At 71.0% G+C, this 23,745-nt stretch carries 20 protein-coding genes and 1 pseudogene; 9 read left to right on the forward strand and 12 right to left on the reverse strand.

Annotation, left to right across the window (positions count from 1 at the left end):
• The first annotated feature begins 130 nt into the window (after positions 1-130).
• The 5 genes from AB0B45_RS09270 to AB0B45_RS09290 are packed head-to-tail and all read left to right on the forward strand — an operon-like array spanning position 131 to position 4,656.
• Positions 131-2,851: a nitrate- and nitrite sensing domain-containing protein gene (locus AB0B45_RS09270; RefSeq protein WP_358127727.1), complete on the forward strand. Its 2,721-nt coding sequence runs from the start codon at positions 131-133 to the stop codon at positions 2,849-2,851.
• Positions 2,848-3,255 (forward strand): roadblock/LC7 domain-containing protein, encoded by a 408-nt coding sequence (locus AB0B45_RS09275; RefSeq protein WP_358127729.1) that lies wholly within the window; start codon positions 2,848-2,850, stop codon positions 3,253-3,255. Before AB0B45_RS09270 ends, AB0B45_RS09275 begins: the two co-directional genes overlap by 4 nt.
• Complete coding sequence (locus AB0B45_RS09280) at positions 3,252-3,611, forward strand: DUF742 domain-containing protein (RefSeq protein WP_358127731.1); 360 nt, start codon at positions 3,252-3,254, stop codon at positions 3,609-3,611. Before AB0B45_RS09275 ends, AB0B45_RS09280 begins: the two co-directional genes overlap by 4 nt.
• Positions 3,592-4,182, forward strand: coding sequence for an ATP/GTP-binding protein (locus AB0B45_RS09285; RefSeq protein WP_358127733.1), 591 nt, complete (start codon positions 3,592-3,594; stop codon positions 4,180-4,182). Before AB0B45_RS09280 ends, AB0B45_RS09285 begins: the two co-directional genes overlap by 20 nt.
• A 24-nt stretch (positions 4,183-4,206) precedes the next feature.
• On the forward strand, positions 4,207-4,656 hold the full coding sequence (locus AB0B45_RS09290) for an Lrp/AsnC family transcriptional regulator (protein ID WP_358127735.1): 450 nt from the start codon (positions 4,207-4,209) through the stop codon (positions 4,654-4,656).
• A gap of 133 nt (positions 4,657-4,789) precedes the next feature.
• Here the strand turns inward: AB0B45_RS09290 and AB0B45_RS09295 are convergent, their stop codons facing one another.
• From AB0B45_RS09295 to AB0B45_RS09320, 6 genes are read right to left on the reverse strand one after another with little or no spacing between them, the layout of a single operon-like run.
• The gene (locus AB0B45_RS09295) at positions 4,790-5,782 is read right to left on the reverse strand and encodes a BadF/BadG/BcrA/BcrD ATPase family protein (protein ID WP_358127739.1); all 993 of its coding nucleotides are present in this window, start codon (positions 5,780-5,782) and stop codon (positions 4,790-4,792) included.
• On the reverse strand, positions 5,779-7,038 hold the full coding sequence (locus tag AB0B45_RS09300; protein ID WP_358127740.1) for a 6-phospho-beta-glucosidase: 1,260 nt from the start codon (positions 7,036-7,038) through the stop codon (positions 5,779-5,781). Before AB0B45_RS09300 ends, AB0B45_RS09295 begins: the two co-directional genes overlap by 4 nt.
• Complete coding sequence (locus tag AB0B45_RS09305; protein ID WP_358127741.1) at positions 7,035-7,922, reverse strand: carbohydrate ABC transporter permease; 888 nt, start codon at positions 7,920-7,922, stop codon at positions 7,035-7,037. The genes AB0B45_RS09300 and AB0B45_RS09305 overlap by 4 nt, the downstream gene beginning before the upstream one ends.
• The gene (locus AB0B45_RS09310) at positions 7,919-8,839 is read right to left on the reverse strand and encodes a sugar ABC transporter permease (RefSeq protein ID WP_358127742.1); all 921 of its coding nucleotides are present in this window, start codon (positions 8,837-8,839) and stop codon (positions 7,919-7,921) included. The genes AB0B45_RS09305 and AB0B45_RS09310 overlap by 4 nt, the downstream gene beginning before the upstream one ends.
• The gene (locus tag AB0B45_RS09315) at positions 8,836-10,179 is read right to left on the reverse strand and encodes an extracellular solute-binding protein (protein WP_358127744.1); all 1,344 of its coding nucleotides are present in this window, start codon (positions 10,177-10,179) and stop codon (positions 8,836-8,838) included. The genes AB0B45_RS09310 and AB0B45_RS09315 overlap by 4 nt, the downstream gene beginning before the upstream one ends.
• Positions 10,180-10,198: 19 nt before the next feature.
• Complete coding sequence (locus AB0B45_RS09320; RefSeq protein WP_358127746.1) at positions 10,199-11,398, reverse strand: ROK family transcriptional regulator; 1,200 nt, start codon at positions 11,396-11,398, stop codon at positions 10,199-10,201.
• Between the two features lie 187 nt (positions 11,399-11,585).
• Here AB0B45_RS09320 and AB0B45_RS09325 point away from each other — a divergent pair, with 187 nt between their 5' ends.
• From AB0B45_RS09325 to AB0B45_RS09340, 4 genes are all read left to right on the forward strand, one after another.
• Positions 11,586-13,814, forward strand: coding sequence for an ATP-binding domain-containing protein (locus tag AB0B45_RS09325; RefSeq protein WP_358127748.1), 2,229 nt, complete (start codon positions 11,586-11,588; stop codon positions 13,812-13,814).
• Positions 13,815-14,292: 478 nt separating this feature from the next.
• Positions 14,293-15,849 (forward strand): apolipoprotein N-acyltransferase, encoded by a 1,557-nt coding sequence (gene lnt / locus AB0B45_RS09330; protein WP_358127749.1) that lies wholly within the window; start codon positions 14,293-14,295, stop codon positions 15,847-15,849.
• The gene (locus AB0B45_RS09335) at positions 15,846-16,592 is read left to right on the forward strand and encodes a polyprenol monophosphomannose synthase (RefSeq protein WP_358127751.1); all 747 of its coding nucleotides are present in this window, start codon (positions 15,846-15,848) and stop codon (positions 16,590-16,592) included. The genes lnt and AB0B45_RS09335 overlap by 4 nt, the downstream gene beginning before the upstream one ends.
• A 66-nt stretch (positions 16,593-16,658) precedes the next feature.
• Entirely contained in the window at positions 16,659-17,174 is a 516-nt protein-coding gene (locus AB0B45_RS09340) for an FxsA family protein (RefSeq protein ID WP_358127753.1), read from the forward strand.
• 9 nt (positions 17,175-17,183) lie between these two features.
• Here the strand turns inward: AB0B45_RS09340 and AB0B45_RS09345 are convergent, their stop codons facing one another.
• The 6 genes and pseudogenes from AB0B45_RS09345 to AB0B45_RS09370 form a co-directional block, all read right to left on the reverse strand.
• Positions 17,184-17,399 carry a hypothetical protein gene (locus AB0B45_RS09345; RefSeq protein WP_358128386.1) on the reverse strand — a complete coding sequence of 72 codons (216 nt, stop codon included), beginning with the start codon at positions 17,397-17,399 and terminating at the stop codon, positions 17,184-17,186.
• Between the two features lie 73 nt (positions 17,400-17,472).
• Positions 17,473-18,012, reverse strand: a pseudogene (locus AB0B45_RS09350) (ABC transporter permease subunit); the annotation flags it as partial.
• Complete coding sequence (locus AB0B45_RS09355; RefSeq protein ID WP_358127755.1) at positions 18,009-19,409, reverse strand: ABC transporter permease subunit; 1,401 nt, start codon at positions 19,407-19,409, stop codon at positions 18,009-18,011. The pseudogene AB0B45_RS09350 and the gene AB0B45_RS09355, both read right to left, overlap by 4 nt.
• A complete protein-coding gene (locus AB0B45_RS09360; protein WP_358127757.1) occupies positions 19,406-20,620 on the reverse strand; it encodes a maltose ABC transporter substrate-binding protein in 1,215 nt (404 codons plus the stop codon). The genes AB0B45_RS09355 and AB0B45_RS09360 overlap by 4 nt, the downstream gene beginning before the upstream one ends.
• An 11-nt stretch (positions 20,621-20,631) precedes the next feature.
• Positions 20,632-21,951 (reverse strand): alpha/beta hydrolase-fold protein, encoded by a 1,320-nt coding sequence (locus AB0B45_RS09365; protein WP_358127759.1) that lies wholly within the window; start codon positions 21,949-21,951, stop codon positions 20,632-20,634.
• Positions 21,948-23,717 (reverse strand): glycoside hydrolase family 13 protein, encoded by a 1,770-nt coding sequence (locus tag AB0B45_RS09370; RefSeq protein WP_358127761.1) that lies wholly within the window; start codon positions 23,715-23,717, stop codon positions 21,948-21,950. Before AB0B45_RS09370 ends, AB0B45_RS09365 begins: the two co-directional genes overlap by 4 nt.
• Positions 23,718-23,745: the final 28 nt, after the last annotated feature.

The following is a 23,745-nucleotide window of genomic DNA, read 5'->3' on the forward strand; positions in this document are numbered from 1 at the left end:
ATCGATTATTGCGGCTTGAGTGAGGTATGTGGCGTTGCTAGGGTGTCCGGAGTGTTGGGGCGCCGGGTATGTGATTGTCCCTTAGCGAATATCTTCCCCGGGTGTGCATATGCGCTTGCGTGATTCGCGATTGCGAACCAAGGTAGCCGCCCTTCTCGTCTCCCTCGCAGCTCTCTGGGCCTTCGCCGCGTGGGTCACCCTCCGCGACGGGGCCAACCTGCTCTGGGTCGCCACGCTCGACAGCGGCGTCGCCACCCCCGGAGACCCCCTGGTGATCGAGCTCCAGCGCGAGCGCCGGCTGTCGCTGATCCACCTGGGAGCAAGGGGACCCGCGGACGAGCAGGCGCTGCGCGCCCAGCGTGCCGAGACCGACGCCGCCGCGGCCGCCTTCATCGAGCAGGCGGGCTCTTCCAGTGTCGCCCTCGCCGCGTCCGACACTCTCGACCTGCGCCTGGACCAGGTGTTCGCCCGCCTCGAAGGGCTGAAGGAGGTCCGTGCGGCCCTCGACGCGGGTGTACTCGACCGCGTCCGCGCCGCCGGCACCTACACCGGCGTCATCGACACGATCTACCGGGCCTACGACTCGCTGGCCATCGTCGACGACGAGGAGACGGTCAGGGACGCCGGGACCCTCATCGAGATGAGCAGAGCCGTCGAGCTCCTCTCCCAGGAGGACGCGCTCGTCGCCGGCGCGCTGGCCGCGGGTGGGCTGAGCGTCGCCGAGCGTGGCCGGTTCGCGCAGCTCGTCGGCGCCCAGCGCTTCGCCCGCGCCGAAGCCGCGGCCGAACTGCCCGCCGCCGACCGGCGCGGTTACGACGCCTTCGTCGCGGGCTCGGCCTTCTCCGCGCTGCGCGACCTCGAGGACCATCTCATCCAGGGCACCGCCCCGGTCGGCCCCGAGCAGTGGAGGTCCACCATCGAGCCGGTGCTCGTGGCGCTCGACGCGACCGTGCGGAAGGCGGCCGCCGACCTCGTCGAGCGGGCCGGTCCCGTCGCCCTCGGCGTCATCGTCAGGCTCGTCCTGGCGGGCGGTCTCGGCCTCATCGCGGTCATCGCCTCGATCGTGGTGTCGGTCACCACGACCGGTGCCATCCTGGCCCAGCTCAAGAAGCTGCGCGACGCCGCTCATGAGCTCTCGGAACGGCGGCTGCCCCGCGTGGTCGAACGCGTCGGCCGCGGCGAGGAGGTCGACCTCGCCGTCGACGCGCCGCCGCTGGAGTTCGGCGACGACGAGATCGGCGAGGTCGGGCGGGCCTTCAACAGCGTCCAGGAGACCGCCATCAGGGTCGCGGCCGAGCAGGCCGAGCTACGCCGAAACATCCGTGGCATCCGCGACATCCTGCTCAGCCTCGCCCGCAGGACGCAGGGCCTGGTGCACAGGCAGCTGACCGTCCTGGACGTCATGGAGCGCAGGGAACACAAGCCGGAGGAACTGCGCGACCTGTTCAAGCTGGACCACCTGGCCACCCGCATGCGGCGCAACGCCGAGAACCTGATCGTGCTGTCGGGCTCCTCGCCGGGCCGCACGTGGCGCAGGTCCGTGCCCATGATCGACGTGGTGCGCGGCGCGCTGGCCGAGGTCGAGGACTACACCCGCGTCCAACTGCAGCCCGTGGGCGAGGCGACGCTGGCGGGCAAGGCCGTGGGCGATGTCGTCCACCTGCTGGCCGAGCTGATCGAGAACGCCGTCTCCTTCTCGCCTCCGTACACGATGGTGCGGGTCAGCGGGCAGATGGCGGTCAACGGCTATGTGATCGAGATCGAGGACCGCGGCCTCGGCATGACGCGGGAGGACATGGAGGCGGCCAACAGGCGCATCGCCGAGCCGCCCGAGTTCAGGCTCACCGATACGGCGCGGCTCGGGCTCTACGTGGTCGCCAGGCTGGCCGAGCGGCACGACATCCGGGTACGGCTGCGGCCCTCGCCGTACGACGGGACCACGGTCGTGGTGGTCGTCCCCCTTCAGTTGATCGGCCTCGAGCCCGAGGCGGAAGCGCCCATGCCCGCGGTCGAGGACGCCAGGTTCGCCCTCCTCGAGGACTTCGGGCGCGAAGGGCGGGACGTGCGCGAGGACGACCTCGTGCCGGGCATTCCCGCGCCCAGGTCCGCGCCGAACGGCCCGCCCGGCGGCACCGCCCTCGCGCTGCGGTCCGTCCCGGTGACGGAGCAGCCGGTCGTGAGGGGGCCCAGGCCGCCGCTGCCCACCAGGAGCGTCCCCGCTGACGCGCATCCCCTGACGTCCGTCGACCCGGTGCTTTCCGAGAAGGAGGCCCTGCGGACCGCGAGCCCGCACGGGGACGTCGCGCCCGGCCGGGCGGCCGGGGACGCGGCGGACTCCGAGGACGCGCCCGCGCGGTCTGACGTCGGCCTCGCCCGCGAGTTCCCCGACCCGGCGAACGCGCACGAGCCCGCCGCGCGACAGGAGACCGAGGTGCCGAGGAGCCCGGTGTCGCCTGAGGCTGATGCGGGGGTGAGCGTGGCGTCGCCGGAGGCCGGTGCGCGGGTGGTCCTCGCGTCGGCGGAGGCTGATGCGGGGGTGGTCCTCGCGTCGGTGGAGGCCGGTGCGCAGGTGGTTCCGGCGTCGCAGGAGACCGGTGCGCGGCCGGTTCCGGCGTCGCGGGAGACCGTCGTGGAGCAGGCGCGGCCGGCGTTCACCCCGTCGGGCCTGCCGTTCAGGGTGCCCCAGGCCAACCTGGCACCGGGGCTCATGACCGAGGAGGACACGACGCCGCAGGAGCAGGAAGACGACGAGCGCTCGCCCGAGGAGATCCGCGCGATCATGGGCTCGTTCCAGTCGGGTACGCGCCTGGGCAGGACGCAGGCGGCCAAGCTGACCGAGGGGGAGACGTGAGAGCAGCAGGCCATACGACCGATCTGAACTGGCTTCTCGACGATCTGGGAGACCGCGTCAGGGAGGTGGAGCACGCGATCGTGCTCTCCTCCGACGGGCTGCTGATGGCCTCGTCGAGGGACCTGGACAGGACAGAAGGGGAGCACCTGTCCGCCGTCGCCTCGGGGCTGCAGAGCCTGGCCAGAGGCGTCAGCGAGCACGTCGGCGGGGGAGCCGTACGCCAGACGATCGTGGAGTGGCGATCCCGCTACCTCATCGTCACCGTCGCCGGCGAGGGGGCGTGCCTGGCCGTGCTCTGCCTGCAGGACTCCGACATCGGCCTGATCGCCTACGAGATGGCCATGCTCGTGGCCAGGGTCGGCCAGTACCTCACATCGCCCGCGCGCGGAGAGGCGGCCCGATGACGGGGGAGGAGTGGGTCGACCCCGAGATCGTCAGACCGTACGTGGTGACGCGCGGCCGTACCGAGCCCGTGAGGGGCTCCTTCGACCTGATCTCGCTGGCCGTCGCCGTGGGCGACCCGCCGGGCGCCGGCGCGGGCCTGGACCCCGAGCACCTGTCGATCGTCAGGCTCTGCCGTGAGCCGATCTCCGTGGCGGAGATCGCCGCCACCCTCGACCTGCCTGCGGGCACGATCCGTGTCCTGCTGGGCGACCTGTTCGACCAGGGGTTCGTCACCGTGCAAGATCCTCAACCCGAGGTGGACATGCAAGACGAGAAGATGTACAGGGCGGTGCTCGATGGTCTTCGGTCGCTCTGAGCGGCGGCGGCTGCCGACCGCCATCAAGATCCTGATCGCCGGGGGATTCGGCGCGGGCAAGACGACCATGGTGGGTTCGGTCTCCGAGACCAGGCCGCTGCGTACCGAGGAGACGCTGACCGACCGCTCGACGGGCGTCGACGACACCTTCGGCGTGGAGGCCAAGCGGACCACGACCGTCGCCATGGACTTCGGCCGCATCACCATGGGCGACGACTACATGCTCTACCTGTTCGGCACGCCAGGGCAGGAGCGGTTCTGGTTCGTGTGGGACGAGCTGGCGCTGGGCGCGCTCGGCGCGGTCATCCTGGCCGACACCCGCAGGCTGGCCGACTGCTTCCCCTCAGTCGACTACTTCGAGCGGCGCGGCACGCCGTTCGTGGTCGCGGTCAACTGCTTCGACGGCTCGCCCGTCTACGAGCTGGCCGAGGTACGGCTGGCGCTCGGCCTCGACCCGGCGATCCCGATCGTCCTGTGTGACGCCCGCAAGCGCGACTCCAGCCGTGAGGTGCTGATCACGCTGGTCGAGCACGCGATGAAGGTGCGCGCCCCCGTCGGGACCACCTCGTGACCATCGCCCGCTACCTTTGATCGGATGGAGGAGATCGACCGCCGGATCGTCACGCTGCTGGCCAGGGATGGCCGGATGAGCTTCACCGACCTGGCCAGGGAGACAGGGCTGTCCGTCTCGGCGGTGCACCAGAGGGTCCGCCGCCTGGAGAAACGCGGCGTCGTGCGCGGTTACACCGCGCTGGTCGACCACGACGCCATCGGACTGCCGCTGACCGCGTTCGTGTCGATCAAGCCGATCGACCCGTCGGCACCTGACGACGCGCCTGAGCGCCTGGCCCATCTGAGCGCGATCGAGGCGTGCCACAGCGTGGCGGGCGACGAGAGCTACATCCTCAAGGTGCGCGTCGCCTCGCCACTCGCGCTGGAGGAACTGCTGCAGCACATCCGTGCCTCCGCGAACGTCTCCACCCGCACGACGGTGGTGCTGAGCACGCCGTACGAGCACCGGCCCCCGGAGCTGGGCGAGGCCTGAAGACCCCGCCGCATGTCGGCGGGCAGAGCGAGGGCCGGGAACGATGGCGGCTCGCGGGACGGGGGATCCCCTCCAGCACGGCGATGAGCTGCGGGGCTGTCGCCGTGCTGTCAGCCGGATGGGTGGCTGCCGGTCAGAGGGCGTCGCCGAAGTGCCCGCGCAGGCGAGCCTTGGCCTCCTCGCTCGCCCCGATCCTGTCCAGGCCGCTCAGGGCGGCGCCGACGATCGGCGGCACGTCGGCCACGACCAGCTTGGCCTGCGGCGCCCGCGCAGCGAACCGCTCGTCGAGCAGCTCGCTCAGCATCGGGTGACGCGCGCGCAGCACCCCGCCGCCGAGCACCACCTCCGTCGGCGTCTCCAGCAGCTCCAGGCGGCGCAGGCACACCTCGGCCATCACCACGATCTCCCCGGCCATCCGCTCGACCAGTGACCTGGCGATCGCGTCACCGGCGGCGGCGACCCCGAAGAGCCCGGGGGCCAGCCCGTGCAGGCTGCCCTCGTCCAAGTCGCCGAAGTGCAGGCCGAGCACGACCTCCTCCACGGTGGAGGTGCCGTAGTGCTCCTTGACCAGCGTGGCGAGCTCGGTGGGCGCGCCTCTGCCGTCCTCGGCCCTGACGGCGTGCCACAGCGCCTCCTCGGCCATGCCGAGGCCGCCGCCCCAGTCGCCGCTGATCTTGCCGAGTGCGGGGAAGCGGGCCACCTGCCCTGTGGGGGAGACCCCGACCGCGTTGACGCCCGCCCCGCACACCACCGCCACGCCCCAGGGCCCCGACGCCCCCGCGCGCAGCAGCGCGAAGGTGTCGTTTCCCACGACGACCTCCCTGGCGAAGGAGCGCGCGGCGAACTCGTCGCTCAGCGTCTCCTCCTCCGCGGGGAGGTCGGCCCCCGCCAGGTAGGCGGCCAGCAGGTCGGCGTACGGCGGAGTCCGCGACGTGCCGAGGGCCCGCGTCAGCGGGTCGAGCGCCTGCCGTACGGCCTCCTCGACGACGTCGGCGGCAGCGGTCACGCCCGCGCTCTGCGGCAGGAACGCCCCGCCGCGGCCCGTGGCAAGGACGGTGCCGTCCTCGGCCACGAGCGCCACGTCGGTCTTGCTGTTGCCGCCGTCGACCGCGAGCACGGTCCTCACGACACCACCCACGGCAGGTGCGCCCTGTTGGCCTCGAGCAGCAGGCGGGTCAGCTCGCCCGCGACGGCCTCCTGGCCGATCAGCGGGTGGGCCAGCAGCGCGTTGCGGACCCGTTCCTCGCCGCCGCGCAGCGCGGCGTCCAGGGCCAGGCTCTCGTAGGCCGACACGTTGGCGATCAGTCCCGCGTACAGCGGCTCCACCGCCGGCACCGGCAACGGTACGGCTCCCGCCGCCCCGATCGTCGCGGGCACCTCGATGACCGCCTCGTCGGGCAGGAACGGCAGCGTCCCCGCGTTGCGCACGTTGACCACCTGGGCGTCGCACCGGTCGCCGAGAAGCGAGGAGATGAGCGCCACGGCCGCCTCGGAGTAGAACGCGCCGCCCCGCCGTTCCAGCAGCTCGGGTTTGGTGTCGACGGCGGGGTCGGCGTACAGCCTGAGCAGCTCGGTCTCCATGGCGGCCACCTCGGCGGCCCGTGAAGGCTTGGAGCGCTGCTCCTCGACCACGAGGTCGTGGGCGTAGAAGTAGCGCAGGTAGTAGGAGGGGACCACGCCCAGCCTGCGCACCAGCTCCACCGGCAGCCCGATGTCGTCGGCGAGCTCCTGCCCGTGCTCGGCGATCAGCTTCGGCAGCACGTCGACGCCGTCGACGAGGACGGAGCGCTCCCACGTCAGGTGGTTGAGCCCGACGTGGCCGAGCGACACCCGCTCGGGGGTCACTCCCAGGTGCGCGGCGAAGCGTCGCTGGAAGCCGATCGCGACGTTGCACAGCCCGATCGCCCGGTGTCCCGCGTCGAGCAGCGCCCGCGTCACGATGCCGACGGGGTTGGTGAAGTCGACGATCCACGCCTCGGGCGCGTGCTCGCGCACCCGCTCGGCCAGTTCGAGCACCACCGGCACGGTGCGCAGCGCCTTGGCCAGGCCGCCCGCGCCGGTCGTCTCCTGCCCGACGCACCCGCAACGGAGCGGCAGTGTCTCATCGACCTCGCGGGCGGCCTGCCCGCCCACCCGTAGCTGGAACAGCACCGCCTGCGCGCCCGCCACGCCCTCCTCCACGGAGGAGGTGGCGACCACCTCGGCCCGGTGTCCGGCGCGGGCCAGCATCCTGCGTGACACCCCCGCCACCAGCTCCAGGCGGGAGGCGTGCGGGTCGACGAGCGCGATCTCGGTGAGCGGCAGCTCGTCGCGCAGCCGGGCGAACCCGTCGATCAGCTCCGGCGTGTACGTCGAGCCGCCCCCGACAACGGCGAGTTTCAACCCTTCACTCCTGTCAAAGTAACGCCCTCGATGAAGACTCTCTGGGCGAAGAAGAACACGATGATCACCGGTGCGGTCACCAGGAGCGTGGCAGCCATGGTCAGGTTCCACTGCACGCTGTGGAAGGCCTTGAACGTCGCCAGGCCCAGGGACAGCGTCCAGTTGTCCTGGTTGATGCCGGTGTAGAGCAGCGGGCCGTAGTAGTCGTTCCAGCAGTAGAAGAACTGGAACAGCGCCACCGCGGCGATCGCGGGTCTGGCCATGGGCAGGATCACCCTGACCAGGGTCCTGAAGTCCGAGCAGCCGTCGACCCTGGCCGCGTCGGTGTAATCACGAGGGATCGAGATGAGGAACTGGCGCAGCAGGAAGATGGAGAACGCGTCGCCCAGCAGCATCGGCAGGATGAGCGGCCAGAGCGTGTCGGTGAGGCCGACCCTGGCCCACACGAGGTAGATCGGAACCGCGATGACCTGCGGCGGCAGCATCATCGCGGTGATCACCAGCAGGAAGGCCAGCCCGCGGCCGCGGAAGCGGAACCTGGCCAGCGCGTAGGCGACGGGCACCGAGGACACCAGCATGAACAGAGTCCCGAGCCCGGCGTACAGCAGCGTGTTCAGCGTCCAGCCCAGCAGGTGCGACTTGGCGAAGACGTCCGCGAAGTTGGACCAGGCGAACGACTCGGGCCACAGGTTGCCGGTCAGCGCCTGCTCGTCGCTCATCAGCGCGGTCAGGCTCACCAGGACGAGCGGTCCGAGGAACATGGCCGCCATCGCCACCGCGATCGCGTGGGTGGCGATCCACGTCAGCGTCTTGCGCCGCCTGGCTCCCACCCGCGCCGGCCGCGTCGCCCTGGTGGGCCGCGGAGCGGTCAGCGTGGTGCTCAAGAGAGGACCTCCTCGGCCTTGCGGAACTGGCGCAGCAGGATCAGCGTGAAGATCATGGACGTGCCGAACAGCACCAGCGCGAGCACCGAGGCGTAGCCCATGCTGAAGTCGCGGAAGCCCACGTGGAACAGCCACTGCGGCAGCGTCAGCAGCGACTGGTCGGGATAGCCGGGGGTGAAGGTGCTGCCCGCCGAGTCGGTCGCGCCCGAGGCCACCCTGGAGGCGATCATCGCCTGCGTGAAGTACTGCAGGGCGTAGATGACGCCGGTGACGGCCGAGAACATCAGCACGGGCGAGATCGTCGGCAGCGTGATGCTCCGGAACTGCCGCCACGCGCCCGCCCCGTCGATCGAGGCCGCCTCGTACAGGTGCTTGGGCACGTCGAGCAGCGCCGCCAGGAAGATCACCATGGTGTTGCCGCACCCCCAGATGCCCAGCAGGGTGAGGCTCGGCTTCGACCACGAGGCGTCGCCGAACCAGTCGGGCCCGCTGACGCCGATCCACGACAGGATCTGGTTCGTCGGGCCGACCGGGTTCAGCAGGAACACGAACGCCACCGTGCCCGCCACCATCGGCACCAGCGTCGGCAGGTAGAAGACGGTGCGGAAGAAGCCCGCCCCCGCCTTCACCTTGGTGAGGAGCTGGGCGACGGCCAGCGCGAAGATCACCTGGGCGGGCACCATGAAGACCACCAGCCACAGCGTGTTCTTCGCCGAGATCCACACCCGCTCGTCCTGCAGCAGGTACCGCCAGTTGTCCAGGCCCACCCATTCCAGCGTGAACAGGTCGTACCTGGTGAAGGAGAAGTAGACGATGGAGATCAGCGGGTAGACGAAGAAGATCGAGAATCCCGCGATCCAGGGGGAGAGCCACAGGAGGGCCCGCAGGCCCTCCCGCCGCTTCGGGCCGGCTGTCATCCGCCCGACAGCTTCAGCTTGTCGTTGATGCGCTTGTCGACGCCCTTGAGCCCCTCGTCGAGGTCCTTGACGGCGCCCTTCTCCCAGTTGGTCAGGAAGGTGGAGAAGGCGTCCTGGTTGAAGACGCTGTTGACCGAGGCGGGCAGCGTGCTGGTCTTCGGGTGGGCGAAGATGCTCAGGAAGGTCTTGAAGTTGGCGTCGGCCGCAAGCTGCGGCGACTCCATCGCGGCCTTGGTGGTGGGCACGTTGCGCAGCGCGTTGGACAGCGTCACGAGGCTGTCGGTGTCGGTGGTGAGGTGCTTGATCAGCTCCCACGCGTGCTGCGGGTTCTTGGCGCCCTTCGGCACGCCGATCACGGTGCCGGCGGTGAAGCCGCTGCCGTAGAGGTCGGGCTTGTCGTCGGCGACGGGCAGCGGCGCCGTGCCGTAGCCGAGCGACTTGGCCTTGGAGTCGTTGGCGATCATGGCGTTGCGCCACTCGCCGTCGAGGATCATCGCGACCTTGCCCTTGAAGAACGGGTGCGCGCTGCCCCACTCATCGCCCAGGCTGCGGCGGAACTTCTCCAGGTTGGCGTAGCCGTACCAGTCGACCAGTTCCTTCTGCCAGGTCAGCAGCTGCTTCCAGGCGGGATCGGTGCCGATGGCCGAGGTGCCGTCCTCGTTGTACCACGTGGCGCCGACCATGGGGCCGAGGTGGGAGGGGGAGTTCTCGTAGTACTGGAAGCTCGGGATGAAGCCGGCCACCTTGATCGTGCCGTCGGGGTCCCTGACCGTCAGCTCCTTGGTGAGCTTGGTCAGCTCCGACAGCGTCTTGGGCGGCTCGTTGCCCTTCATCAGGGCCTTGTTGTAGTAGAGGCCGTAGGCGTCGGCCAGCAGCGGCATCGTGCAGCGCCTGCCGTCGAACTCGGTGTAGGAGCGCGAGGCCTCGGGCAGCACCGTCAGGTCGATGCCGTCCTGCTTGATGACCGGCGTGAGGTCCTGGAACGCTCCCGTCTTGCACCACAGGGCGACGTTGTCGGTGGTGAAGGAGGCCGCCACGTCGGGCGCCTTGCCGCTGCGGATGGCCTGCGTGATCTGGTCGTCCTGGACGGCCTTGGTGACCTTGACGGTGATCTGCGGGAACTTCTTGTTGAAGCCCGCGATCGCCTCGTCGAAGGCCTTGACCTCGGCGTCGGTCTGGAAGCCGTGCCAGAGCTCGACGGTGGCCGCGGGCAGGGCCTGCGAGGCCGCGCCCGAGGGTTTGGGCTGGGCGCCGAGTGAGGGCGGCGCCTCCTTGCCCGCCGTACACGCGGTCAACGCAAGAGCGGTGAGTCCTGCGGCCGCAATAGGGACAAAACGCACGGGGGGTGCCTCCCTGCTTCTAAGGGGTTGGGACGGTTGAGCTGAAGACCTCTTCGCGCGTGGCGTCGAGCGCCAGGTCGAGGGCGCCGGCCAGCACCGGGTTGCCCTCGACGGTCGACAGGCGCACGTGCGGGCGCGGGATGGTGAGGGCGTGCAGTTCGTGCTCGATGAGCTCGCGCAGCGTCTCGCCGCCGGCCAGCACGATGCCGCCGGTCAGGACGATGAGGCCGGGGTCGAGCACGGAGGTGACGGCGGCCAGGCCCACGGCCAGGCGGGCGGCGATGTCGCGCAGTCCCGCGCGGGCGTCGTCGGCCTTCTTGCCGGTGCCGGCGGCCGTGCGGACGGCGGCGGAGACGGCCTGGCGGAAGTCGGTGCCGCGCACGCCGTACGAGCGCAGCAGCTTCAGCACGGCGGGGCCGCCGGTGAGCGCCTGGTAGCCGTGGTTGGCGTAGTGCCCCGCCTCGCGCGCGGTCGGCGCGCCGGGCGTGGGCATGTATCCGACCTCGCCTGCGCCGCCCGTCGCGCCGCGGTGCATGCGCCCGCCGAGCACGACGGCCGAGCCGATGCCCTCGTCGGCCCACAGCAGCACGAAGTCCTGGTGGTCGCGGGCGGCGCCGTGGGCCTGCTCGGCCACGGCCACCAGGTTGACGTTGTTCTCCACGTCGACCGGCACGCCGAGCCCCGATCGGAGCGTCGGCACCAGGTTGGGGATCTGCCAGCCCGGCATGTCCTTGGCTGTGGCGTAGCCGAGACGGCCGGTCGAGGGGTCGATCGCGGCCTGCACGCCGATCACGATCCTGCGCAGCGGCCCTGGTGAGCCTGCGCCGTCGAGCGCGGCGCGCAGCCTGTCGATGAGCCCGTCGCTGGGGCGGCGGGAGGTCGGCAGGACGTGCGAGCCGACGATCTCGCCGGTGATGTCGGCGACGCGTGCCTCGATGCGGTCGGGGGTGACGTCGAGCGCGGCCACGTACGCCGCGGACGGGTTGATCCGGTAGAGCTCGGCCGTACGGCCCGGCAGCCCCTCCCTGATGCCGTCGAGCACGACGAGGCCGGCGTCCTGGAGCCTGGACAGCAGCTGCGAGGCGGTCGGCTTGGACAGCCCGGTGAGGGTGCCGATCTCGGGCCTGGTCAGCGGCCCTCGGTCCAGCAACGCCTGCAGGGCGGCGCGATCGTTGATCGCGCGCAGCAGGCTGGGTGTTCCAGGAACCGGACCGCTCACTCGTCGCTCCCATTGGAGTTAGGAAACTTTCCTAACTCACAATGGAGGCGAAGAACCCATAGAGTCAAGCGGTGAGATGAATACGTGATGTCAGCTGCTCAACGGACCTGATAAGGTAGCGATTTGTTGCCACAACAGTCAGAAAGGCCCGGAGCGTCCCATTACTACCAACACTAACGGTTCGGCGGTGACTCGTCAAACCGAGCTGGCCAGAGAGCAGGACTACGTCTCCCGGCTGTACGGGCGCCTCGACGTCCTCCGCGAGCGCACGCAACAGCAGCTCAAAGACGTGCTGGCCACGGGGGCGGTCGGCACGCTGCAGAACAGGTCCGAACGCGACTCCTTCGCGGGCATGTACGCCGCCAGGCTGGCCAGGCTGTGGGCGGTCGAGCGCGGCCTGGTCTTCGGCCGGCTCGACCACACCGAGGAGGGCCGGCTCTACATCGGCAAGCTCGGCCTCAGCGACGACGAGCAGGACCGGCTGCTGATCGACTGGCGCGCCCCCGTCGCCCAGCCCTTCTACCGCGCGACCCCGACCTCCCCGATGGGCGTCACCCGCCGCCGCCACCTGCAGACCCGCGGCCGCACCGTGATCGGCGTCGACGACGACCTGCTCGACCTCGACGGACTCACCGACGACGACAGGGCCACGCTGAACGGCGAGGCCGCGCTGCTGGCCGCCCTCGACGAGAAGCGCACCGGCAGGATGCGCGACATCGTGGCGACCATCCAGTCCGAGCAGGACCGCGTCATCCGCGCCGACCTCAACGGAGTGCTGGTCGTGCAGGGAGGTCCCGGCACCGGCAAGACCGTCGTCGCGCTGCATCGCGCCGCCTACCTGCTCTACACCCACCGCGAGCGGCTCGAACGCCGCGGCGTGCTCATCATCGGCCCCGGCCTCACGTTCCTGCGCTACATCGAGCAGGTGCTTCCCTCGCTCGGCGAGACCGACGTGCTGCTGTCGACGGTCGGCGAGCTGTTCCCCGGCGTGAGCGCCACCGCGAGGGATCGGCCCGAGGTCGCGGCCGTCAAGGGCGACGCGCGCATGGCCGAGGTGATCGCGCGTGCCGTACGCGACAGGCAGCGGGTGCCGCGCCAGCCGATCGAGCTCGCCCTCGGCCGCCAGACGCTCACCCTCGACCAGCGCACCATGGAGAACGCCAGGAGCAAGGCGATCAAGTCGCGGCGCAGCCACAACCAGGCCCGCGCGGTGTTCGTGCGCTCGGTGCTCAACGCGCTGGCCAGGCAGCTGGCCAGGAACCTCGGCAAGGGCCTCATCGACGACGACGAGCTGGCCGACCTGCGCGAGGACCTGCGCACCGAGCCCGTGGTCAAGTCGGCGCTCAACAGGCTGTGGCCCTACCTGACGCCCCAGCGGCTGCTGCTCGGCCTGTACGGCTCGGCCGAACGCCTCGACTACGCCGCGGGCAACCTCAGCCGCCAGGAACGCGCTCTGCTCCTCCGCACGTCCACCGAGTGGACCGAATCGGACGTGCCGCTGCTCGACGAGGCCGCCGAACTGCTCGGCGACATCGACGAGCAGGTGCTGCGCGCCACCGCCATGCAGGCCGAGGAGGAGCTGGCCGCCGCCCGCGCCGCGCAGGAGAGGGAGAAGGAGTCCGAGCTCGCCTACGCGCGCGAGGTGCTGGAGCTGACCGGGCTGTCCGACGTCATGGACGCCGAACGCCTGGCCGAGCGCCAGCGTGGCGACCAGCCGTACCTGACGACCGCCGAGCGGGCGGCCGCCGACCGCAACTGGGCCTTCGGCCACGTGATCGTGGACGAGGCGCAGGAGCTGTCGCCAATGGCCTGGCGCGTGGTCATGCGGCGCTGCCCCACCAGGTCGATGACCATCGTCGGCGACATCGCCCAGACTGGATCCAGCGCCGGCGCCCGCTCGTGGGGCCAGGTGCTCGACCCCTACGTCGCAGGCCGCTGGCGTGAGGAGACGCTCACCATCAACTACCGCACCCCCGTCGAGCTGATGGAGGTCGCCTCGAGAGTGCTGGCCACCATCGACCCCACGCTGCGCGCCCCGATGTCGGTGCGCGAGAGCGGCGCCCAGCCGTGGGCGGCGCCGATGGCCGACCTGCCCGAGCTGGTGCGCGGGGAGACGGAGGACGGCGGCAGGGTCGCCGTGCTCGCCCCCGACGCGCTGCTGGAGAAGGTGGCCGAACTGGTCGGCGGCGTCACCGGCAGGGGAGTGCTCGACGCCTCGGTGGCGGTGCTCGGCGTCACCGAGGCCAAGGGCCTGGAGTTCGACTCGGTGATCGTCACCGAGCCGAGCCAGATCCTCGGCCAGTCGCCGCGCGGCGCCAGTGACCTCTATGTCGCGCTCACCCGGGCCACCCAGCGGCTCGGCGTCGTCCACGACGGAACGCTGCCCGAACCCCTTCGCGGACTCGCGGGGAGATGAGCGCATTAGACTGAGCTCGCCGAGCATGTCCTAGCTGCGAAAACTTGAGGTTTCCGCTGATCGGGACACGGTTGACATCTGAGTTGGAGTCGGTAGTTTGCTGCCCAGTCCAGCACGGGACTTGGCCGGTTGGCCGTCTCTGACATCGTCGGATCCTGCGTCCGTGACGGAGCGTGACTCCGTCCATACAGCCAGGTGCAGGGCCGTCGGTCCGTCGAGTCGGGGCACCCCAACCGGGCGGGGGGTTGGACCCGGGACGGGCCCGGTCGCCCAGTAGACAACGGAACTCCGCGCTCGCCGCCGACGAGACGGATCCGGTCCGAAGGGTTTCCGGGCCCTCTTCCCGCTCCCGTGCGCTCGGATCGCACCGCTAGCGGGTGATCCCATGGCATCCGTCTGCCAAGGGATCACCCTGCAAGCGTGTGCTCTTTGGGGGTCGGCCGCCTCGGGCGGTAGCGTTTCCGCCATCAGGTTGCGAATGGCGAGGAGAACCCCGGCCTTGGTGCAGGAGAAGCAGGGCGTCGTACCGCCGCCCACCGCGCCGGACGGCGCCGCGAAGTGGCCGCTGCGGGGCAGGCTCGCCGCCGCCGCCCTCGGCGGCCTGCTGCTGTTCCTGGCCTTTCCTCCGCTCAGCTGGTGGCCGTGCGCGCCGCTCGGCATCGCCCTGGTCGTGCTCGCCCTGTACGGCTGCCGCCCCCGCCGCGCCGCGTGGCTCGGCTACGTGGCCGCGCTCGTCTTCCTGCTGCCGGCGCTGGCCTGGGTCAGGCCGATCGGCTACGACGCCTGGCTGGCCCTGGTCGCCGTCGAGAGCCTCTTCTACGCCGCCATGGCCGCCGGGGTCGCCCTGGTGTTCAGGCTGCCGCTGTGGCCGCTGTGGTTCGGCGCGCTGTGGGTCGCCATGGAGTGGGCGCGCGGCCTGTTCCCCGTCGGCGGGTTCCCCTGGGCGAGGGTGGCCTTCAGCCAGGGCGAGACGCTGTTCACCGGCTACGCCGCGCTGGGCGGCGTGCCGCTGGTCTCCTTCGCGGTGGCGCTCAGCGGCGCGCTGCTGGCCTTCGCCGTCGTCAGGCCGCGGCGGGTCGTGCCCGTGGCGCTGGCGCTCGCCGTGCCCCTGCTGACGCTGCTCATCCCGCGCCCGGGCGACGAGGGCAGGAGCGTGAACGTCGGCATCGTGCAGGGCAACGTGCCGGGGGAGGGGATGTACGCGCTCGGCGACGAGCCGGCGATCGTGCTGCGCAACCACGCCGACGGCACCCACGCGCTGGCGCGGGCCGTACGAGAGGGCAAGCTGCTCAAACCGGCCGTGGTGTTCCTGCCGGAGAACTCCACCGACATCGACCCCTACCGCGACCAGACGGCCAACCAGATCATCGACCAGTCCGTGAAGGACGTCGGCGTGCCGACGCTCGTCGGCGCGGTCGTGGCGATCGGCGACGAGCACCGGGCCACGCGTAGTCTCGTCTGGGACCCGATCACCGGGCCCGGCGCCTACTATGACAAGCGGCAACTGGTGCCGTTCGGCGAGTACACGCCGTTCAAGGAGATCTTCCTGTCCCTGTTCGAGCGGGCCAACCTGGTCGGCAGGCAGTCCGTCGCCGGCGACAAGCCCGGCGCCCTGAAGATGGGACCCGTGACCATCGGCGCGGTCAACTGCTACGAGGTCGCCTTCGACTGGGTGGTGCGCGACACCGTCAAGGCGGGTGGCACCCCGCTGGTCGTCCAGACCAACAACGCCACCTACGCGCTGTCGAACCTGCCGCCGCAGCAGCTGGCCATGTCGCAGCTGCGGGCCGTCGAGCACAACAGGGCCGTCGTGACCGCCGCGACCACGGGGATCTCCGCGTACGTCACGCCTGAGGGTAGGGTCGCCTGGCAGACGAAGGAACGCGTCGCCGCCATGAACGTCGTCAAGGTGCCGGTCCGCACCGGGACGACGATCGCCACGCGGGTGGGCGCGGCGCCTGAGTGGGCACTGTTGATAGTGGGGGCGGCCGCGATCGGCGTGGCCGCGTGGCGACGTAAGGGAGAGGATCGATGATGGAGCAGACGCTCGGCCGGGTGCTCGTCGTCGTCCCCACCTACAACGAGCGGGAGAACCTCCCGCTGATCGCCGGACGGCTGCGCAAAGCCCTGCCGGAGGCGCACCTGCTGATCGCCGACGACAACAGCCCCGACGGCACCCCGGAGATCGCCGACGAGCTCGCCGCCGCCGACGACCACATCCACGTCCTGCACAGGCCGGAGAAGCAGGGCCTCGGCGCCGCCTACATCGACGCCTTCCGCTGGGGTATGTCCGAGGGCTTCGACGTGCTCGTCGAGATGGACGCCGACGGCTCACACCAGCCGGAGGAGCTGCCCAAGCTGCTCGACGCGCTCGCCGAGGGCGCCGACCTGGTGATCGGCTCGCGCTGGGTGCCAGGAGGCAAGGTCCTCAACTGGCCGAGCCACCGCGAGTTCCTCTCCAGAGGCGCGAACGTCTACGTGCGGCTGATGCTGGGGCTGCCCGTCCGCGACGCGACCGCGGGTTTTCGCGCCTACCGCCGCACGGCGCTGGAGAAGATCGGGCTGTCCGACGTCGAGTCGCAGGGCTACTGCTTCCAGGTCGACCTCACCCTGCGTACGGCCAGGCACGGGCTGCGGGTCATCGAGGTGCCGATCACGTTCGTCGAGCGGACCCACGGCACCAGCAAGATGAGCGGCAAGGTCATGTACGAGGCGTTCTGGCGGGTCGGCATCTGGGGCGTCAGCGGCATCCCCGGCCGGTTGCGCCGCCGGCACTGACGCTTTCCCGGAACGTCCGCGGGGCGGCGGACGTTACTACGAGATGAACCCCTTCCGCTCGCGCGAATGAGGAAAACGATGGTCCGGCTCCTGCTCTTCCTGGCCTTCCTGGTCGTCCCCGTCCTGGAGATCTGGCTGCTCATCCAGGTCGGCTCGGTGATCGGCGGCTGGCCCACCGTCGCCCTGCTGATCGCCGACAGCCTGTTCGGCGCCTGGATCGTGCGCCGCGAGGGCCGCAGGGCCTGGCGCAGCCTGCAGGACGCCATCCAGTCGGGGCGGATGCCGGACAAGGAGCTGGCCGACGGCGCGCTCATCCTGGTCGGCGGCGCGCTGCTGCTGACGCCGGGCTTCCTGACCGACGTGTTCGGGTTCCTGTGCGTGCTGCCGTTCACCCGGCCGCTGATGCGTCGGCTCGGATCGTGGTTCTTCGCCCGGCGGGTCAAGGCGATGGCGGCCTCTTCGCCGTACGCGAACCTCGGGGTGCCCTTCCCCCGCACCGACGGCCTCGGCGGCGGCGGCGCGGGTGGCGCGGGAGCGTCCGGCGGCAAGGTCGTGCACGGCGAGGTCCTGCGCGAGGACTGACGTCCGCGCTCAGGTCTTGACCGCTCCGGCGGTCAGTCCGCCGGTGATGAAGCGCTGCAGGAACTGGAAGAGGATCAGCACAGGGAGCGCGCCGATCAGCGCACCGGCCGCGAAGACGCCCCAGCTCTGGCCGAGCTGGTAGGAGACGAGCTGGTAGAGGCCGACGGCGAGCGTCTGCTGGTCGGGGTCGGTCAGCACCAGACCGGCGATGACGAAGTCGTTCATGGTCGCCACGAACGAGAATCGCGACGACCAGGATGGGCCGCACCAGCGGCAGCAGGACCAGGAAGAAGACCTGCGCGTGCGAGGCGCCGTCGATCTGGGCGGATTCGTCCAGATCCTTGGGCACCGAGTCGAAGAAGCCCTTCATCAGGTAGGTGTTCACGCCGAGCGCGCCGCCGAGGTAGACCATGACCAGGCCGAGCCTGCTCCCGAGGCCGAGCGGCGGGAACACCTCCTTGATGGCCGACAGCAGCAGGAAGATCGCGACATAGGCCAGGACCTGGGGGAACAGCTGGATGAACACCAGCCCGATGAGCCCCGCCCTACGCCCCCTGAACCGGAACCGCGAGAACGCGTAGGCGGCGCACGCCCCGAGGAACACCGACCCCGCCGCCGTGGTCAGCCCGATCACCATGGAGTTGGCGAACCAGCGGGGGAAGGGATGCAGCTCGTCGGTGAACAGCGTGGCGTAGTGATCCCACGTCACCGCCGCGAACAGGTCGTTCGACCCGGTCAGCGTGCCGCTGGGGTTGAGCGAGGCCGCGACCACGAACACCAGCGGGAACAGCGCGACCGCCACGGCCGGCAGGCCGACCACGTGCCTCCAGACCCTCATGCCGCCTCCAGCCGCCGCGCCCTGCGGAACCCGGCCAGCGAGACCGCGGCGATCACCGTGAAGATCACGATGGACACCGCGCACGCCAGGCCGTAGTTCCTGGACGTGCCGCCGAAGGCCAGCTTGTACACCAACGAGATCAGCAGGTCGGTCGATCCCACGTCGACCGGCGCGCTCGCGTCCCTCGGGCCGCCGCCGGTGAGCATGTAGATCACGTTGAAGTTGTTGAAGTTGAAGGCGAACGTCGCCACCAGCACGGGGGCGGTCGAGGCCAGCAGCAGCGGCAGCTTGATAGCCCGCAGCACCCGCCACGGCCCTGCCCCGTCCATCTGCGCGGCATCCGACAGCGCGGGCGGGATCGCCTGCAGGGCGCCGGTGCAGATGAGGAACATGTAGGGGAAGGCGATCCACACGTTCACCAGCAGCACGCTCAGCTTGGCCAGCCACGGGTCGGACAGCCAGGGGACGCGCGCGCCGCCGAGCAGCACGTCGTTGACGAAGCCGTGGTCGGTGTTGAGCAGCCCCTGCCAGAGCAACGCCGCCATGAACGCGGGGAACGCGTAGGGGAAGATCAGCAGCGAGCGGTAGACCCGGTGCCCGTCCAGGACCAGCGCGAGCGCGAGCCCGAGGCCGAAACTGAGCGCCACCGACAGGGTCGCGAACACGAACGTCCAGGCGAGCACTTCCAGGAACGGCCCCCTGATCCCGGCGTCGGTCAGGACGCGGGTGAAGTTCTCATGGCCGACGAAGACCTTCCAGCCGGGACTCAGGGAGCGCCCGTCGGCGGCGGTGAAGGCACCGTGCCCCGTGTCGCGGTACACGGTGGTCCCGTCGGTGATGCCGCCGGTCGCCGCGTCGTAGGCGAGCGTGGCCCGGTACAGCGTCGCCGTCACGCCGTCGGCGGTCTTGAGCGTGCCGCCGTCCGCGGGCTGGCGCAGCGCCGCGATCTCCGCTTGCCTGGCGACGATCTCGCCGTACGTCAGCGGCCGCCATCCAGCCGCCGGCCGGCCTTCCACCAGGAGTCCGAGGCGCCCGTCCCGCTCCATGACCCTGATCGGGTACGGCACGGCCCCCGCCACCTTCACCTCGCTGCCGGCCAGGATCGCCGCGACCGCGTCCGCCTTGGTCCCGTTGTGGCCGTCGCCGTAGTTCGTGAACGCCGCGTAGCCGGTGTAGAGGACCACGTACACCTGGTACACGAGAAGCAGCAGCACTCCTGGCGCCAGGTATTTGGCGGGCACGGCCCGCCTGCTCAGGTAGATCCAGTTGATCGCCGCCGACCCTGCCAGCAGGAGCGCGAACATCCACCACCGCCGTTGCCCGCCGAGCGCCATCAGCCCGTACAGGGCCAGCGCGTCCACGACCGCGAGCGGCAGCAGCCTCAGCGCGCGCTTCACGAGGAGCCGATCTTGGCGCGGATCTTGTCCGCGGCCTTCCTGGTCAGCTCCGCGGGGTCGCCCTCACCCGCGATGATCCCCAGCTGGGACAGCCCCCAGTCGGCCCAGACCGCGTCCATCTGGGGGACGTTGGGCGTGGGTACGCCTTCGGCGGCGGCCTTGGCGAACCCTGTCATGACCAGGTCGCCCGCGAGCTCCTCGCGCACCGACGTCATCGCGGGCGGGCGCCCTCCCGCCGCGTGGAGCGCCTTCTGCGCCTCCGGCGTGGCCAGGTAGTTGAGGAGCAGGTCGTTGGCCAGGATCGGGTTGGCGCTCTTGGAGCTGATGTAGAACCCCTGCACGCCCACGAACGGCCTGGCAGGACCGTCTCCCGCCGGAGGCAGGGGATCCACCGAGAACGGCACTCCCGCCTTGACCACGGCCGGCGCGTCCCACGGCCCGGTGACCAGGAAGGGCGTCTCACCCTTGAGGAAGGCACTGGTCGCGATGTCCCCGGTCAGCGAGGTGGACACCGCCTTCCGCTGGGCCAGCTTCCGCAGGTATGCGGCGAACCGCAGCCCGCCCGCGTCGTCGATCTCCAGCTCGCCGCCCTCACCGAAGACCCGCGAGCCGAAGGAGGTCTGCAGGGCGTAGAGGTGGAACGGCGAGCCCGCCTTCGGATCGACAGGCAGGCCGACGGGGTGGACGGCCCTGCCCGCGGCCACCAGCGCCTCCCCCTTGGCCACCAGCTCGTCGAAGGTCCGGGGGGCGACGGGGACCAGAGTGTTGTTGCGCAGGAGCGCCACGCTCTCGACCGCGTACGGCAGGCCGTACGTCTGCCCCCGGTAGGTCATGCCGTCCAGCGCCACCTTCGAGAAGAGCGAGGCCTTGGCCGACAGGTCGAGCGGGCTGACGACGCCGTTCTGGACGAGCTTGCCCAGCCAGTCGTGCGGGCCGACGATTACGTCAGGCCCCTGGCCCGAGGGCGCCTGCGAGACGAAGTCGTCACGCAGGTTCCCCATCGCCTTCTGCACGATCTTGACCTTGACGCCGCGGTCCTGCTCGAACCGGGTGGCGATCCGTGCCAGCGGGGCGGCCCTGTCGTCGTCGGCCCACACGGTCAGTGTCGGTGTGGCCGCAGGCTTCTGCTCGTCCGCGCGTTCGGCAGGCGCGCAACCGGCCAGCGCGCATCCGGACAGCAGGAGGGCGGTGAGAATCGGAAGGGTACGCATCGGGGTTCTCCTCAGGATCCGGCGTGCGGATCGACCTGGGCGGGATCGCTCCAGCCCGCGACGCGCACCCACACGCGCCGGTCACCGTCGTGCCGTAGGGGGGTTCGGATGGGGAGGCCGTCGGCGTCCAGCCCGTCGCGGCGCCAGCCGCGGCCGACGGTGCCGTTGAGGCCGATGCCGCGGGGCAGCCGCCACGCGCCGTGGTGGACGCCGGGCGCGACCTGGGTGGTGACCAGGCCGGAGAAGTAGACGGGGGAGTCGGCGGGGGTGTCCACCGGGACGACGACGGTGACGTCGAGCAGCGCGTCGGGCGCGCCGTCGACGACCGTGACCCGCTCGGTCACCTCCAGCTCGCCTGCCCTGGCGACGACCTCGGCGGTGCCGGCCCCTGCGCCGGTCAGCAGAGCGTGGCCGGCGGCCTCCAGCACGTGGGGCGGCCGCCATGTCACGTCCGCGCTCAGCACCGAGTAGACGCAGCCGTCCGCCCGCGTGCCGACGGGCGCGATGTCGACGGCCTGGCCCACGGCGGCCTCGCCGTCCGAGCCGGACAGCGTCACGGGCGCCCCTTCCGTTCCGAACAGGTGGAGCAGCGCGCTGCCCGCGCGCTCCGCCCAGGCGTCCTCGTGGTGCGGCGCGGATGGCTCGTGGTGGTAGCGCAGCTCCCCGTCGGGCTCGTAGCCCACGTCGATGAGGTGCTCGACCAGCTCGCGGACCGGCCTGACCATGATCAGACCCTCCATGCCGCCGATGTCGATCCAGATCCTGCGCGGCCCGCGCCCGGGGAAGCGGCGGAAGACAGGGGTCTGCGCGAGCGTCTCCGGATCCACGAAGACCAGGAACGGCGAGAGTACGGCCGACAGCCCGAACACGTCGGGACGGCGGAAGGCCAGGTGGTAGCTGACCAGGCCGCCCATGGAGGAGCCCATCACCGCGGTGGCGCCCGGATCGTCGGTGACCGCGTAGCGTTCGCGCACCAGCGGCAGCAGCTCCGTGACGAGGAAGCGCTCGTACAGCTCGCCGCGGCAGATCCCGTTCGGGTCACGCGGGTAGGGCACCTCGTGGGAGTACTCGTTGCCGCGCTGGTCACCGGCATTGGCGACGGCCACGGCGACCAGGGGCGGCAGCAGCCCCGCGCCGATGAGCCCGTCGAGCGTCTCGTCCACCCGCCAGCTCGGCGCGAGGCCCGCTCCCGCGAACACGTGCTGCCCGTCGTGCAGGACGACCAGGGGGTACGGCCCGGCCGCCGGGTCGTAGCCGGGCGGCAGGTAGACGAACACGTCCCTCGAGTTGCCGAGCGCCTCGGAGCGCACACCGGCCAGAATCTCGATCATCGGGCGACCTCCCAGACGTGGAAGGCCGGTCCGTCGGCGGGCATCGACTCGCCGGGACGCAGGTCGGGGCCGCCGGTCAGGCAGGACAGAGCGGCGGGGGCCGGAGCAGGCGCGTGGCTCGCCCTGCTGACCTGGACAAGCATCGTCTCGCCCGGCACGGCCCGCTCGAAGAGCAGGACGTCGTCGTCGGCGCGCAGCCATCGCAGGCCGCCGCGGCGCAGCGCCTGCCTGCTCTTGCGCAGTGCCACCAGCTCTCTGTACGTCGAGTAGGTCCGCCGATCCCAGCTCTCCTCGTCCCACGGGAAGGGGCGGCGGCCGTCCTCCAGATGGACCCCCTCCACCCCGACCTCGTCACCGGCGAAGACCATGGGCAGGCCGGGCAGCGTGAACAGGAGCGCGGCGCCGAGAAGCTGGCGGTCGCGGCCCGCGATCGACCGGAACCTGGCCGTGTCGTGCGAGTCGAGCAGCGTGAGGTTGTGGGTGTACGAGCGCCACGGGATCCGGGCGGCGTGGTCGCGCATCACCTCGACGACGTCCTGCCCGCCGTACAGGGGGATGGGGCCGGGAGTGCCCCAGAACTCGGTGGCACGTTCCAGCGCCAGCCACGACCAGACCGGCCGGGCGAACCCGGCGTAGGACATGGTGCCGTGCCAGCCGCCGCCACGCAGCGCGGCCGAGGCGTCGAACTGGTGCTCGGCCAGCAGCAGCCTGCCCTCGCCCAGCGCCGCCCTGGTGTCCGCGGCCACCCGGTCGTTGAGCTCGACACCGCCGTGGCGGCCTGCCGACTGGGCGACGTCGACGCGCCACCCGTCGAGCCCGAACTCGTCGGGGTAGCGGGAGATCACCCTGTCCAGGCGCCGGCGCAGCTCGGCCGACCGGTGGTCGAACTTGGGCAGCGTCCGCACGCCGGCGAACGTGGCGTAGTCGTCGCCGTCGACATAGTAGAAGTCGCGCTCGGGGGCGCGCGGCTCGCCCATGGCGCTGACGAACCAGTCGTGCGCGTCGCCCGAATGGTTGAGCGTGATGTCGCCGATCACCCGCATGCCGCGGGCGTGCGCCCGCGCGGTGAGCGCCTTGAGCGCCTCGTCGCCGCCGAGCAACGGATCGACCCCGTCGAACGTGGTGGCGTCGTAGCGGTGGTTGGACCTGGCGGGGAAGAAGGGCGTCAGGTAGATCAGGTCGGCGCCGAGATCGGCGATGTGGTCCAGGCGGTCGGCCACCCCCCACAGGTCGCCGCCGTAGATCTGCTGCAGCGCCTCGGGCCTGCCGTACGGGATGGGCTCGTCCCAGGCCGCGGGCCTGGCCCAGCCGGGCAGCGGGCCGCGCGGCCGGCCGGAGCGGGCGAACCGGTCGGGGAAGATCTGGTAGATCACCGCGTCCGCCGCCCAGGTGGGCGGCGGCGGGTAGGCGGTGAGCGTGAAGTCGGCCGCGTCGGTGACCTCGGTACGGCGCAGACCCGACGCGTTCAGCCAGAGCGGCCCGCGGGCCGTGTGCAGCAGGAAGCGGTAGCCGCACTCCGGGTTGACGATCTCGACCGGCACCCGCCACCACGTCTCGTCCTCGCTGGCGCGGTCGATCTTCGCCTCGGTGAACCTGGGCTCGCCGTCAGGGGAGGTGCGCACGTACAACCGCTCGACACCCAGCGCGGCGGCGGTGCGCACGAACACCTCGACCCGCTCGCCCAACCCCGGCGACGGGTCGGACACGTAGAGCGGCGAACCGTCGTGGTGCGCGCTGATGTTGCAAAGTGTTTCGGGTTGCCACATGCTGTCAGTGCTCCGCAATTCGCTGTTC

Origin of the sequence: Nonomuraea sp. NPDC049152 (assembly GCF_040648355.1) — a bacterium.
Taxonomy (GTDB): Bacteria; Actinomycetota; Actinomycetes; order Streptosporangiales; family Streptosporangiaceae; genus Nonomuraea.

Bases quoted from the DNA above. Each gene is read 5' to 3' on its own strand.
- AB0B45_RS09280 (WP_358127731.1), top strand. From the start codon at position 3,252: ATGACGGGGGAGGAGTGGGTCGACCCCGAGATCGTCAGACCGTACGTG.
- AB0B45_RS09285 (WP_358127733.1), top strand. From the start codon at position 3,592: ATGGTCTTCGGTCGCTCTGAGCGGCGGCGGCTGCCGACCGCCATCAAG.
- AB0B45_RS09290 (WP_358127735.1), top strand. From the start codon at position 4,207: ATGGAGGAGATCGACCGCCGGATCGTCACGCTGCTGGCCAGGGATGGC.
- AB0B45_RS09310 (WP_358127742.1), bottom strand. From the start codon at position 8,839: ATGACAGCCGGCCCGAAGCGGCGGGAGGGCCTGCGGGCCCTCCTGTGG.
- lnt (WP_358127749.1), top strand. From the start codon at position 14,293: ATGGCGAGGAGAACCCCGGCCTTGGTGCAGGAGAAGCAGGGCGTCGTA.
- AB0B45_RS09335 (WP_358127751.1), top strand. From the start codon at position 15,846: ATGATGGAGCAGACGCTCGGCCGGGTGCTCGTCGTCGTCCCCACCTAC.
- AB0B45_RS09340 (WP_358127753.1), top strand. From the start codon at position 16,659: ATGAGGAAAACGATGGTCCGGCTCCTGCTCTTCCTGGCCTTCCTGGTC.
- AB0B45_RS09345 (WP_358128386.1), bottom strand. From the start codon at position 17,399: ATGAACGACTTCGTCATCGCCGGTCTGGTGCTGACCGACCCCGACCAG.
- AB0B45_RS09360 (WP_358127757.1), bottom strand. From the start codon at position 20,620: ATGCGTACCCTTCCGATTCTCACCGCCCTCCTGCTGTCCGGATGCGCG.
- AB0B45_RS09365 (WP_358127759.1), bottom strand. From the start codon at position 21,951: ATGATCGAGATTCTGGCCGGTGTGCGCTCCGAGGCGCTCGGCAACTCG.
- AB0B45_RS09370 (WP_358127761.1), bottom strand. From the start codon at position 23,717: ATGTGGCAACCCGAAACACTTTGCAACATCAGCGCGCACCACGACGGT.